11 protein-coding genes and 7 tRNA genes are annotated in these 12,453 nt (G+C 55.1%); 17 read left to right on the plus strand and 1 reads right to left on the minus strand.

The window, feature by feature from the left end; genetic code table 11:
- Window positions 1–89: 89 nt before the first annotated feature.
- The 7 genes from ACJTMZ_RS07095 to ACJTMZ_RS07125 all read left to right on the plus strand — a co-directional run bounded on the left by ACJTMZ_RS07095 (window position 90) and on the right by ACJTMZ_RS07125 (window position 783).
- A tRNA-Met gene (locus tag ACJTMZ_RS07095) sits at window positions 90–166 on the plus strand.
- 8 nt (window positions 167–174) lie between these two features.
- A tRNA-Leu gene (locus tag ACJTMZ_RS07100) sits at window positions 175–259 on the plus strand.
- Between the two features lie 23 nt (window positions 260–282).
- Window positions 283–357 (plus strand) — tRNA-Gln (locus ACJTMZ_RS07105).
- A gap of 32 nt (window positions 358–389) precedes the next feature.
- Window positions 390–464 (plus strand) — tRNA-Gln (locus ACJTMZ_RS07110).
- A 17-nt stretch (window positions 465–481) separates the two neighbouring features.
- A tRNA-Met gene (locus ACJTMZ_RS07115) sits at window positions 482–558 on the plus strand.
- A gap of 41 nt (window positions 559–599) precedes the next feature.
- Window positions 600–674, plus strand: a tRNA-Gln gene (locus tag ACJTMZ_RS07120).
- A 34-nt stretch (window positions 675–708) separates the two neighbouring features.
- A tRNA-Gln gene (locus tag ACJTMZ_RS07125) sits at window positions 709–783 on the plus strand.
- A 96-nt stretch (window positions 784–879) separates the two neighbouring features.
- Here ACJTMZ_RS07125 and ubiF read toward each other — a convergent pair.
- The gene (gene ubiF / locus ACJTMZ_RS07130) at window positions 880–2,055 is read right to left on the minus strand and encodes a 3-demethoxyubiquinol 3-hydroxylase (RefSeq protein WP_003858670.1); all 1,176 of its coding nucleotides are present in this window, start codon (window positions 2,053–2,055) and stop codon (window positions 880–882) included.
- 135 nt (window positions 2,056–2,190) lie between these two features.
- Between ubiF and miaB the strand changes: the two genes are divergently transcribed.
- From miaB to rihA, 10 genes are all read left to right on the plus strand, one after another.
- The gene (miaB, locus tag ACJTMZ_RS07135) at window positions 2,191–3,615 is read left to right on the plus strand and encodes a tRNA (N6-isopentenyl adenosine(37)-C2)-methylthiotransferase MiaB (RefSeq protein WP_017382461.1); all 1,425 of its coding nucleotides are present in this window, start codon (window positions 2,191–2,193) and stop codon (window positions 3,613–3,615) included.
- 163 nt (window positions 3,616–3,778) lie between these two features.
- Window positions 3,779–4,825: a PhoH family protein gene (locus ACJTMZ_RS07140; RefSeq protein WP_003858674.1), complete on the plus strand. Its 1,047-nt coding sequence runs from the start codon at window positions 3,779–3,781 to the stop codon at window positions 4,823–4,825.
- Window positions 4,822–5,289 carry an rRNA maturation RNase YbeY gene (gene ybeY / locus ACJTMZ_RS07145; protein WP_017694310.1) on the plus strand — a complete coding sequence of 156 codons (468 nt, stop codon included), beginning with the start codon at window positions 4,822–4,824 and terminating at the stop codon, window positions 5,287–5,289. The genes ACJTMZ_RS07140 and ybeY overlap by 4 nt, the downstream gene beginning before the upstream one ends.
- A gap of 84 nt (window positions 5,290–5,373) precedes the next feature.
- A complete protein-coding gene (corC, locus tag ACJTMZ_RS07150; protein WP_003858679.1) occupies window positions 5,374–6,252 on the plus strand; it encodes a CNNM family magnesium/cobalt transport protein CorC in 879 nt (292 codons plus the stop codon).
- Between the two features lie 5 nt (window positions 6,253–6,257).
- Window positions 6,258–7,796, plus strand: a complete 1,539-nt coding sequence (lnt, locus tag ACJTMZ_RS07155; RefSeq protein ID WP_017382463.1) for an apolipoprotein N-acyltransferase — start codon at window positions 6,258–6,260, stop codon at window positions 7,794–7,796.
- Window positions 7,797–8,176: 380 nt separating this feature from the next.
- On the plus strand, window positions 8,177–9,082 hold the full coding sequence (locus ACJTMZ_RS07160; RefSeq protein ID WP_003858681.1) for an amino acid ABC transporter substrate-binding protein: 906 nt from the start codon (window positions 8,177–8,179) through the stop codon (window positions 9,080–9,082).
- A gap of 155 nt (window positions 9,083–9,237) precedes the next feature.
- A complete protein-coding gene (gltJ, locus tag ACJTMZ_RS07165; protein ID WP_015571133.1) occupies window positions 9,238–9,978 on the plus strand; it encodes a glutamate/aspartate ABC transporter permease GltJ in 741 nt (246 codons plus the stop codon).
- Entirely contained in the window at window positions 9,979–10,653 is a 675-nt protein-coding gene (gene gltK, locus ACJTMZ_RS07170; RefSeq protein WP_003858686.1) for a glutamate/aspartate ABC transporter permease GltK, read from the plus strand.
- Window positions 10,653–11,378, plus strand: a complete 726-nt coding sequence (locus ACJTMZ_RS07175) for an amino acid ABC transporter ATP-binding protein (RefSeq protein WP_017382465.1) — start codon at window positions 10,653–10,655, stop codon at window positions 11,376–11,378. The genes gltK and ACJTMZ_RS07175 overlap by 1 nt, the downstream gene beginning before the upstream one ends.
- 119 nt (window positions 11,379–11,497) lie before the next feature.
- Window positions 11,498–12,439: a pyrimidine-specific ribonucleoside hydrolase RihA gene (gene rihA, locus ACJTMZ_RS07180; RefSeq protein WP_252010888.1), complete on the plus strand. Its 942-nt coding sequence runs from the start codon at window positions 11,498–11,500 to the stop codon at window positions 12,437–12,439.
- The last annotated feature ends 14 nt before the right edge of the window (window positions 12,440–12,453 follow it).

Raw genomic sequence — 12,453 nt, forward strand, 5'->3', positions numbered from 1 at the left:
CTATTTTCATTGAAAAAGGTGTTGACGCTGCAAGGGTCTATACGCATAATGCGCCCCGCAACGCCGATAAGGTAACGCGAAAAAAAGATGGCTACGTAGCTCAGTTGGTTAGAGCACATCACTCATAATGATGGGGTCACAGGTTCGAATCCCGTCGTAGCCACCATCTTTTTTGCGGGAGTGGCGAAATTGGTAGACGCACCAGATTTAGGTTCTGGCGCCGCAAGGTGTGCGAGTTCAAGTCTCGCCTCCCGCACCATTCCCAGGTAAGCGTTGCACGGATGGGGTATCGCCAAGCGGTAAGGCACCGGTTTTTGATACCGGCATTCCCTGGTTCGAATCCAGGTACCCCAGCCATATTTCTTCGATTATGCGGTTCTCCGCGGTATTGGGGTATCGCCAAGCGGTAAGGCACCGGTTTTTGATACCGGCATTCCCTGGTTCGAATCCAGGTACCCCAGCCATCGAAGATTGCAGTACTGGCTACGTAGCTCAGTTGGTTAGAGCACATCACTCATAATGATGGGGTCACAGGTTCGAATCCCGTCGTAGCCACCATATTTATGTTATCGAATACGATTCGGTAAACTGAACATTGTTGGGGTATCGCCAAGCGGTAAGGCACCGGATTCTGATTCCGGCATTCCGAGGTTCGAATCCTCGTACCCCAGCCACTTTAAAGTCGTTAAGCAGTTTGTTTAACGCAATTGGGGTGTCGCCAAGCGGTAAGGCTCTGGTTTCTGATACCAGCATTCCGGGGTTCGAATCCCTGCACCCCAGCCACTTAAAACAAACAAGCCCGCTCTGCGGGCTTTTTTGTTTTTGTTGTTCAGAATAGTGCGGCCTGATGCCCTCTCCCACGGGGAGAGGGAATAAAGATCAGAGTCCGAGGGCATATTTCAGGGCCTGACGCTTCAGACCACCGGCGCGTTCCGCTGCCATCAATCCAATATTGCGCACTATACGCACCGGACCAACATCGTTGCTGAACCCGGCATAGAACAGATCCATCCCCGACTGCATAATGAAGTTATCCGCCATACGGCGCGTCTGGTAGCGCTTCAGTACCTGATGGCTGGCCCAGGCTTCCGCGTGGGCGCGAGCGTTACCCAGCACATCCAGTAACGCATCGACGTCACGGTATCCCAGATTCACCCCCTGCCCCGCCAGCGGATGAATGGTGTGCGCCGCGTCCCCCACCAGCACCAGTCCTTCACGGGCATACTGCAACGCATGGCGTCGCATCAGCGGGAATGCGCCGGCGGCAACCGGGGTCACGTTGCCCAGACGGCTCGGGAAGTGCTGGCGGATTTCGCGCTGCAACTGATCCATGGACAGCCCCTGCAACTGTCGAATGCGCGCCGGTTTGTCGTACCACACCAGCGAAGCCCAGTTATCAAACAGCGGTAAGAATGCATGCGGGCCGTTCGGCGTAAAATGCTGCCAGGTGCTTTCGCCCGGCGCGTTTTCTGACTGCACGGTGATCAGCATGCAGGACTGCTGGTACTGCCAGGCATGGATCCCAATGCCTGCCATCTGCCTGACCTGCGAGTTCGCGCCATCCGCCCCCACCACCAGCTTCACGGCCAGCTCATCGTCGTTGTCCAGCGTCAGGAGATACCCGCCCTCATGACGATGCAGGCCTTTCAGCGAGTCCGGAACGCGCAGCGTCACCTTCGGGTGCGCCTCCAGCGCCTGCCAGAGTGCCTGCTGGAGCACGTTGTTTTCCACCATATAGCCCAGGCGCGGCAGTTTCAGCTCGGCGGCATCAAACGACACGTGAGCATTTTCCCACTCCCAGGTTTCAAGACGGCTGTATGGGTGCGCGCGCATCGCCAGCACCGCCTCCCAGACGCCCAGCCCGCGAAGCAGATCAACAGAGGCCGCGCTGATGGCGGAAATACGCACGTCCGGTTGGCTGGCAGGATCGAATGCCGGCGGAGCCGCCTGTTCAATAACGGTTACGTCAAATCCCTGCTGCGCCAGCCCCAGCGCCAGTGCGCCGCCGACCATACCGCCGCCAACAACGGCAACTTCGGTGTTCAGGAGTGTCATGGTCACTATTCCTTATTGGAGAATACCTTAAGTTTACCGGATTTTTGCGGCCCTGAGGTTGACAACCTTCATACTGGTCACAACCGCACCAAAGCATTACAATACGCGGCTTGCAATCCTGAGCTGAGCAAGTCGATGACTAAAAAACTCCATATAAAAACCTGGGGCTGTCAGATGAACGAATACGATTCATCGAAGATGGCCGATCTGCTGGATACCACCCACGGATACCAGCTGACTGAAAATGCGAAAGAAGCCGATGTGCTGCTGCTGAACACCTGTTCAATTCGTGAAAAAGCACAGGAAAAAGTTTTTCATGTGTTAGGCCGCTGGAAGCTTCTCAAACGGAAAAATCCGGACCTGATTATTGGCGTGGGTGGCTGCGTCGCATCGCAGGAAGGTAAGCTGATCCGCCAGAGAGCCCCCTATGTGGATATCGTTTTTGGCCCTCAGACCCTGCACCGCCTGCCAGAGATGATTAATCAGGTTCGCGGCAGCCGTAGCCCGGTGGTTGACGTGAGCTTCCCGGAGATCGAGAAATTTGACCGTCTGCCAGAGCCGCGCGCTGATGGCCCGACCGCCTTCGTCTCCATCATGGAAGGCTGCAACAAATACTGTACTTACTGCGTGGTGCCTTACACCCGCGGTGAAGAAGTGAGCCGCCCGGCAGACGATATCCTGTTTGAAATCGCGCAGCTTGCCGCGCAGGGCGTTCGTGAAGTGAACCTGCTGGGTCAGAACGTGAACGCCTGGCGCGGGGAAAACTACGACGGTACCACCGGCAGCTTTGCTGAACTGCTACGTCTGGTGGCGGCGATTGACGGCATCGACCGCATTCGCTTTACCACCAGCCATCCGATGGAATTTACCGACGACATTATTGACGTCTATCGCGATACGCCAGAGCTGGTGAGCTTCCTGCACCTGCCGATCCAGTGCGGTTCTGATCGCGTGCTGAACCTGATGGGTCGTCCACATACGGTGCTCGAGTATAAGTCCACCATCCGCAAGCTGCGTGAAGCGCGCCCGGATATCCAGATTAGCTCCGACTTTATCGTCGGCTTCCCTGGCGAAACCGCTGATGACTTTGAGCGCACCATGAAGCTCATCGGCGAGGTGAATTTCGACGTCAGCTACAGCTTTATCTTCTCTGCGCGCCCGGGCACCCCTGCGGCCGATATGGTTGACGATGTGCCGGAAGAAGAGAAAAAGCAGCGTCTGTATATTCTACAGGAGCGTATCAACCAGCAGGCCAACGCCTGGAGTCGTCGTATGCTCGGCACTGTCCAGCGTATTCTGGTGGAAGGCACCTCCCGTAAGAGCGTCATGGAACTGTCTGGTCGAACCGAAAATAACCGCGTGGTGAATTTTGAAGGCACCCCGGACATGATCGGTAAGTTTGTGGACGTCGAGATTGTCGAAGTACTCACGAACTCGCTGCGCGGGAAGGTGGTACGCACTGAGGACGAAATGGGTCTGCGTATTGCCGAGACGCCGGAATCCGTTATCTCTCGCACCCGCAAAGTCAACGACTCTGGCGTAGGTATTTACCAGCCTTGATCCTTCTGGCCTGCCTGTCCGGCAGGCCTTGTATTTCCTCTCATCACCCCCAATATCTACCGCAACGCTTGCGCCTTTATTCTGTGGCGTGAATAATTTCGGTAATGACCGTTTTATTACGCCGTGTGGCCACAGGTCAGTTAACCAATTAAAGAGGAACAGTTTGAACATAGATACGCGTGAAATTAGCCTTGAGCCCGCAGACAACGCTCGCCTGCTGAGCCTGTGCGGGCCGTTTGATGACAATATCAAACAACTGGAGCGACGTCTGGGTATCGAAATCAATCGTCGCGATAACCATTTCAAACTCACCGGACGCCCAATCTGCGTCAACGCCGCGGCAGATATTCTCCGCAGCCTGTATGTTGATACCGCCCCGATGCGCGGTGAGATCCAGGATATTGAACCTGAACAGATCCACCTGGCCATTAAAGAGGCGCGCGTGCTTGAGCAGAGCGCGGAAAGCGTGCCGGACTATGGCAAAGCCATCAACATCAAAACTAAACGCGGCGTGATTAAGCCTCGTACCCCGAACCAGGCGCAGTACATCGCCAACATTCTCGACCACGACATCACCTTCGGCGTAGGCCCGGCGGGTACGGGTAAAACCTATCTGGCCGTTGCCGCTGCGGTCGATGCGCTCGAGCGTCAGGAGATCCGCCGTATCCTGCTGACCCGCCCTGCTGTTGAAGCCGGTGAAAAACTGGGCTTCCTGCCGGGCGATTTGAGTCAGAAAGTAGATCCCTACCTGCGCCCGCTGTATGACGCGCTGTTCGAAATGCTCGGCTTCGAGAAAGTTGAAAAGCTCATCGAGCGTAACGTGATTGAAGTTGCTCCGCTGGCCTACATGCGTGGCCGTACGCTTAACGACGCGTTCATCATTCTGGATGAGAGCCAGAACACCACCATCGAACAGATGAAGATGTTCCTGACGCGTATTGGCTTTAACTCGAAAGCGGTTATCACCGGTGACGTCACCCAGATTGACCTGCCGCGTAACACCAAATCGGGTCTGCGTCACGCCATCGAAGTCCTGGCCGAGGTAGAGGAAATCAGCTTTAACTTCTTCCACAGTGAAGACGTGGTACGCCATCCGGTCGTCGCGCGTATCGTTAACGCTTATGAGGCCTGGGAAGAGGCAGATCAGAAGCGCAGGGCCGAACTGGCCGCAGAACGTAAGCGCGAAGCGCAGGAGCATGAACAGAAATGAGTCAGGTGATCCTCGATTTACAGCTGGCCTGTGATGATAATTCCGGCATGCCAGAAGAGGCACAGTTTCAGAAATGGCTGGATGCCGTTATCCCCCAGTTTCAGGAAGAATCAGAGGTCACGATTCGCCTGGTGGATGAAGCAGAAAGCCATGAGCTCAACCTGACCTACCGCGGGAAAGATAAGCCGACCAACGTGCTCTCTTTCCCGTTCGAAGCCCCTCCGGGCATTGAGATGCCGCTGCTGGGCGATCTGATCATCTGCCGTCAGGTGGTTGAGCAGGAAGCCAAAGAGCAGCAAAAGCCGCTGGAAGCGCACTGGGCACACATGGTGGTGCACGGTAGCCTGCATCTTCTGGGTTACGACCATATTGAAGATGACGAAGCGGAAGAGATGGAATCCCTCGAGACAGAGATAATGCTTGCTCTGGGCTATGAGGATCCGTACATTGCCGAGAAAGAATAGTCAGTCACTGACTACCATGCCGCCGCGCAGGGACATAGCGCGGCGGTTAACATTGAACTAACAAGAGAACCCTTAACAAACGCCATGAGCGACGACAATTCACACAGTAGCGACACGACAACCACTAAAAAGGGATTTTTCTCCCTCATTCTGAACCAGCTTTTCCACGGCGAACCGAAAAACCGTGATGAACTGCTGGAGCTGATTCGTGATTCCGGGCAGAACGACCTTATCGACGAAGATACGCGCGAAATGCTCGAAGGGGTGATGGACATCGCCGACCAGCGCGTCCGCGACATCATGATCCCCCGCTCGCAGATGATTACCCTGAAACGCAACCAGACGCTGGACGAGTGCCTCGATGTGATTATCGAATCGGCTCACTCACGTTTCCCGGTCATCAGCGAAGACAAAGATCACATTGAAGGGATTTTGATGGCGAAAGATCTGCTGCCGTTTATGCGCAGCGATGCCGAAGCCTTCAGTATGGAAAAGGTGTTACGCCCGGCCGTGGTTGTGCCGGAAAGTAAACGTGTGGATCGGATGCTGAAGGAGTTTCGCTCCCAGCGCTATCACATGGCGATTGTTATTGATGAATTTGGTGGCGTTTCCGGTCTGGTCACAATCGAAGATATCCTTGAGCTGATCGTGGGCGAAATCGAAGATGAGTATGACGAAGAAGAGGATATCGACTTCCGTCAGCTGAGCCGCCACACCTGGACCGTGCGCGCGCTGGCCTCCATTGAAGACTTCAACGATACCTTTGGCACCAGCTTCAGCGATGAAGAAGTGGACACCATTGGTGGTCTGGTGATGCAGGCCTTCGGCCATCTTCCGGCCCGCGGTGAAACCGTTGACATCGATGGTTACCAGTTCAAGGTCGCAATGGCTGACAGCCGACGTATTATTCAGGTTCACGTCAGAATGCCGGACGACTCACCGGTGCCAAAACTGGAAGATTAATGTAAATGGCATTTGCCCCACTCTTTGAACGCCAGCGCGTCCGTTTGCTGCTGGCGCTGTTACTCGGAGCCAGCGGTACGCTGGCTTTTTCTCCTTACGATATCTGGCCGGCCGCTATTCTCTCCCTGATGGGGCTACAGGGTCTTACCCTGAACCGTCGTCCGGTACAGGCCGCGGCCATTGGCTACTTCTGGGGGCTGGGGCTGTTCGGCTCTGGTATCAACTGGGTCTACGTCAGTATCGCGCAATTTGGCGGAATGCCGGGGCCGGTTAACGTCTTCCTGGTTGTGCTGCTCGCCGCCTATCTCTCACTCTACACCGGCCTGTTCGCGGGCATCCTGTCTCGCCTGTGGCCAAAAACGACCTGGCTGCGCGTGGCGATAGCGGCACCCGTTGTCTGGCAAATCACCGAATTTCTGCGCGGCTGGGTACTGACCGGCTTCCCGTGGTTGCAGTTCGGCTATAGCCAGGTAGACGGCCCGCTGAAAGGCCTGGCCCCGGTCATGGGCGTGGAGGCGATCAACTTCCTGCTCATGGCGGTCAGCGGCCTTCTGGTGCTGGCTCTGGTGACACGTAACTGGAAGCCGCTGGTTGCCGCGTTGATCCTGTTTGCCCTGCCCTTCCCGCTGCGTTATATCCAGTGGTTTACGCTGGAGCCCGCGCGCGCCACGCAGGTTTCTCTGGTACAGGGCGATATCCCGCAGTCCCTGAAATGGGATGAGAATCAGCTGCTGAACACGCTGAAAATCTACGCCAACGCCACTGAAAAGGTGATGGGCAAATCGCAGCTCATCATCTGGCCTGAGTCTGCGATCCCGGACCTGGAGATCAATCAGCAGCCCTTCCTGAAGATGATGGACGATCTGCTGCGCGCGCGCGGCAGTACGCTGATCACCGGAATTGTGGATGCGCGTCTCAATCAGCAGAACCGCTATGACACGTACAACACGATCATTACGCTCGGTAAGGACAGCGAATACAGCTATACCTCCACCAATCGCTACAACAAAAACCACCTTGTACCGTTTGGCGAATTTGTTCCGCTGGAGTCTATTTTGCGCCCACTGGCACCGTTCTTTGATTTGCCGATGTCCTCATTCAGCCGGGGCCCTTACGTTCAGCCGCAGCTGCATGCGCACGGTTTTGCCCTGACGGCCGCCATTTGCTACGAGATTATCCTCGGCGAGCAGGTGCGCGATAATTTCCGCCCGGACACCGACTATCTGCTGACCATCTCAAACGATGCGTGGTTCGGTAAATCGATTGGCCCGTGGCAGCACTTCCAGATGGCGCGAATGCGTTCTCTGGAGCTGGCACGTCCGTTGCTGCGCAGCACCAATAACGGCATTACCGCCGTGATTGGTCCGCAGGGTGAAATCCAGGCCATGATCCCGCAATTTACCCGTGAGGTGCTGACTACTAACGTCACGCCAACTACCGGGCTTACGCCTTACGCGCGCACCGGGAACTGGCCGCTGTGGATTTTGACCTTGCTCTTCGGCTTTGGCGCAGTACTGATGAGCCTGCGTCAGCGTCGTAAATAACCTTACCTTCTGTTGCCGGGTGGCGGCTACGCCTTACCCGGCCTACTCTCCGCCGCCCCCACCCGACAATTTCCTCCCAAACTTCAATTCTGGCACGCCTGTTGCTTTGTTTATTCATATCAACGCTGTCTGGCTTAACGTGCAACTTTGTCGCACAAGCGTAGATCATCGGTAGCACCGAAACGGTGCAACGAGGGATTATTGCCTCTGAATGGTGCGGCGCGCTTCGCAAAAATAAACAATAACGCAGCAAAATCTTTACATTAAGCCAGACTAAATGTTAACAAGCTTGCATAACACTGCACTTGCATTGCGCGAGATATAACAACATCACAATGGGTATCTATGCGTCACTGGCGCTGATAAGAAAGGAGTTGGGTATGCAATTACGTAAACTGGCCACAGCAATGCTGGTTATGGGAATGTCTGCGGGGGTTGTCCACGCTGAAGACGCTCCGGCAGCAGGAAGCACTCTCGACAAGATTGCCAAAAACGGCGTGATCGTGGTCGGCCACCGTGAATCTTCTGTCCCGTTCTCTTACTACGACAACACGCAAAAAGTCGTGGGCTATTCACAGGATTACTCCAACGCCATCGTTGAAGCCGTGAAGAAAAAGCTGAACAAACCTGACCTGCAAGTGAAGCTGATCCCCATCACTTCACAGAACCGTATTCCTCTGCTGCAAAACGGCACATTTGATTTTGAATGTGGCTCAACCACCAACAACCTTGAACGTCAGAAACAGGCCGCTTTCTCGGACACCATCTTCGTTGTGGGCACCCGCCTGCTGACGAAGAAAGGCGGCGACATCAAAGATTTTGCTGACCTGAAAGGCAAAGCGGTTGTCGTGACCTCCGGTACCACGTCCGAAGTGCTGCTGCACAAGCTGAACGACGAGAAGAAAATGGACATGCGCATCATCAGCGCGAAAGACCATGGCGACTCCTTCCGTACCCTGGAAAGCGGCCGTGCTGTCGCGTTTATGATGGATGACGCCCTGCTGGCGGGCGAACGCGCGAAAGCGAAGAAACCAGACAACTGGGAAATCGTCGGTACCGCCCAGTCGAAAGAAGCCTACGGCTGTATGCTGCGTAAAGGTGACGAGGACTTCAAGAAACTGATCGATGACACCATCGCTCAGGCGCAAACCTCCGGCGAAGCGGCAAAATGGTTCGACAAATGGTTCAAGAACCCAATTCCACCAAAAAACCTGAACATGAACTTTGAACTGTCTGACGACATGAAAGCGCTGTTCAAATCACCAAACGACAAAGCTCTTAACTAATTAGAACGACAGGGGCGGGATCTCCTGCCCTCTCGATTGTCGGGAAGCATGGACAGACTATACGTTGAGTGGTCGTTCCCCACTCAGCGCAAAAATTGAGCTTCTCACCAATCTTCGAGGGTAGCGCTGCTACCCTTTTTTTTCTGGAGTTTACTATGTCAATTGACTGGAACTGGGGCATCTTTCTGCAACAAGCCCCGTTCGGCAACACCACCTATCTCGGCTGGCTGTGGAGCGGCTTTCAGGTTACCGTTGCGTTATCGATAACGGCGTGGATTATCGCGTTTCTTGTCGGTTCGCTGTTCGGTATTCTGCGTACCGTCCCTAACCGTTTTCTCTCTTCGATTGGCACGCTCTATGTGGAACTGTTCCGTAACGTTCCGCTGATCGTGCAGTTCTTTACCTGGTATCTGGTGATCCCGGAACTGCTGCCGGAAGATCTCGGCATGTGGTTTAAGGCCGAGCTGGATCCTAACGTACAATTTTTTGTCTCCTCTATGCTGTGTCTGGGGCTGTTCACCGCTGCGCGCGTCTGCGAGCAGGTACGTGCCGCCATACAGTCACTGCCGCGCGGGCAAAAGAATGCGGCACTGGCAATGGGCCTGACTCTGCCCCAGGCCTACCGTTACGTACTGCTGCCTAACGCTTACCGCGTCATCGTTCCGCCGATGACGTCCGAGATGATGAACCTGGTAAAAAACTCGGCTATCGCCTCAACCATCGGTCTGGTGGATATGGCGGCACAGGCGGGCAAACTGCTGGATTACTCCGCTCACGCCTGGGAATCCTTCACGGCGATCACGCTCGCCTATGTTCTGATTAACGCTTTCATCATGCTGGTGATGAACCTGGTTGAACGCAAAGTACGCCTGCCGGGCAATCTGGGGGGCAAATAAATGTACGATTTTGACTGGAGTTCCATTGTTCCCTCCATGCCCTATCTGCTGGATGGACTGGCAATCACCTTAAAGATCACCGTTATCGCCATTATCGTCGGTATTGTCTGGGGCACCCTGCTGGCAGTGATGCGCCTGTCGAGCTTTAAGCCGCTCGCCTGGTTTGCCACGGCTTACGTTAACGTATTCCGCTCCATTCCACTGGTCATGGTGCTGCTGTGGTTTTATCTGATTGTTCCCGGCTTTTTACAGAACGTACTGGGACTGTCGCCAAAGACCGATATCCGCCTGATCTCTGCCATGGTGGCGTTTTCCATGTTTGAAGCCGCCTACTACTCAGAGATCATCCGCGCAGGTATTCAGAGTATCTCTCGCGGGCAGTCCAGCGCTGCGCTGGCGCTCGGTATGACGCACTGGCAGTCCATGAAGCTCATTATTTTGCCGCAGGCGTTTCGCGCCATGGTTCCGCTGCTGCTGACGCAGGGCATCGTCCTGTTCCAGGATACCTCCCTGGTCTACGTGCTGAGTCTGGCAGACTTCTTCCGTACCGCCTCCACCATTGGCGAACGTGACGGAACGCAGGTTGAGATGATCCTCTTCGCGGGCGGGGTCTATTTTGTGATTAGTTTAAGCGCATCGCTGTTGGTAAGCTGGCTGAAGAAAAGGACGGTATAATGATTTCCCTGAAAAATGTTTCTAAATGGTATGGGCACTTTCAGGTGCTGACCGACTGCTCAACAGAAGTAAAAAAAGGCGATGTGGTAGTGGTATGCGGCCCGTCCGGTTCCGGTAAGTCCACGCTTATCAAAACCGTTAATGGGCTGGAACCTGTCCAGCAGGGCGAGATTGTCGTTAACGGCACCAAAGTGAATGACCGCAAAACCAACCTTGCCCAGCTTCGCTCCCACGTAGGGATGGTGTTCCAGCATTTTGAGCTGTTCCCTCACCTGTCCATCATTGAGAACCTGACGCTGGCGCAGGTCAAAGTGCTGAAGCGCGACAAAAAAGCGGCGCGCGAAAAGGGGCTGAAGCTGCTGGAACGCGTCGGGCTGTCTGCGCATGCGAATAAGTTCCCGGCCCAGCTTTCGGGCGGCCAACAGCAGCGTGTGGCAATCGCGCGTGCGCTGTGCATGGATCCGGTGGCAATGCTGTTTGATGAGCCGACGTCCGCGCTCGACCCTGAGATGATCAACGAAGTGCTGGACGTCATGGTGGAGCTGGCGCACGAAGGGATGACCATGATGGTGGTGACGCACGAAATGGGCTTCGCCCGTAAAGTGGCCAACCGCGTGATCTTCATGGATGAAGGGAAAATTGTTGAAGACTCACCAAAAGAAGAGTTCTTCGCAAATCCTAAATCTGAACGTGCAAAAGACTTCCTCGCCAAAATCCTGCATTAATCTTTTTAGTGCGCAATCTGCGGATTGCGCACTGCTTCACGCTTTAGATCTCTTTTTCTATTCGGCGTCACATCGCAGCGTTAACCTTGTCACAAATAATGCTGAGAATGGAGAACGCTATGGCACAGCCAATTATTCTCGACTGCGATCCGGGTCATGATGACGCGATCGCACTCGTCCTTGCTCTTGCTTCCCCTGAACTGGACGTAAAAGCTGTCACCTCCTCCGCCGGGAACCAGACGCCGGATAAAACCTTGCGAAACGTGTTGCGCATGTTGACGCTGCTGAAACGCACCGATATTCCGGTCGCAGGTGGCGCCGTTAAGCCGCTGATGCGCGAGCTGATCATTGCGGATAATGTTCACGGTGAAAGTGGGCTGGATGGCCCGGCGCTACCGGAGCCGAATTTCGCCCCGCAAAACTGCACTGCCGTCGAGCTCATGGCGAAGGTGCTGCGTGAGAGCGCAGAGCCCGTGACGCTGGTGGCGACCGGCCCGCAGACCAACGTAGCGCTGCTGCTGAACAGCCATCCTGAACTGCACAGCAACATCGCCCGTATCGTCATCATGGGCGGGGCAATGGGGCTGGGGAACTGGACGCCAGCAGCAGAGTTCAACATCTTCGTTGACCCGGAAGCCGCGGAAATCGTCTTCCAGTCGGGCCTGCCGATTGTGATGGCGGGGCTGGACGTGACGCATCGGGCACAGATTATGACAGACGATATTGAACGCTTCCGCGCCGTGGGCAACCCGATTGCAACGACCGTGGCCGAGCTGCTCGACTTCTTTATGGAGTATCACAAAGCCGAGAAGTGGGGCTTCCACGGCGCCCCGCTGCATGACCCATGCACCATCGCCTGGCTGCTGAAGCCGGAAATGTTTACCACGGTCGAGCGTTGGGTTGGTGTGGAAACACAGGGGAAATATACCCAGGGAATGACGGTGGTGGACTATTACTCGCTGACGGGAAACAAGCCGAATACCACGGTAATGGTGGATATCGATCGGGAAGCGTTTGTGGATTTGCTGGCGGAGCGGCTGGCTTATTATTCTGCGGCCTGATGCCCTCACCCCGC

The organism is Enterobacter sp. DN, from assembly GCF_046054285.1.
GTDB classification, from domain to species: domain Bacteria; phylum Pseudomonadota; class Gammaproteobacteria; order Enterobacterales; family Enterobacteriaceae; genus Enterobacter; species Enterobacter hormaechei_C.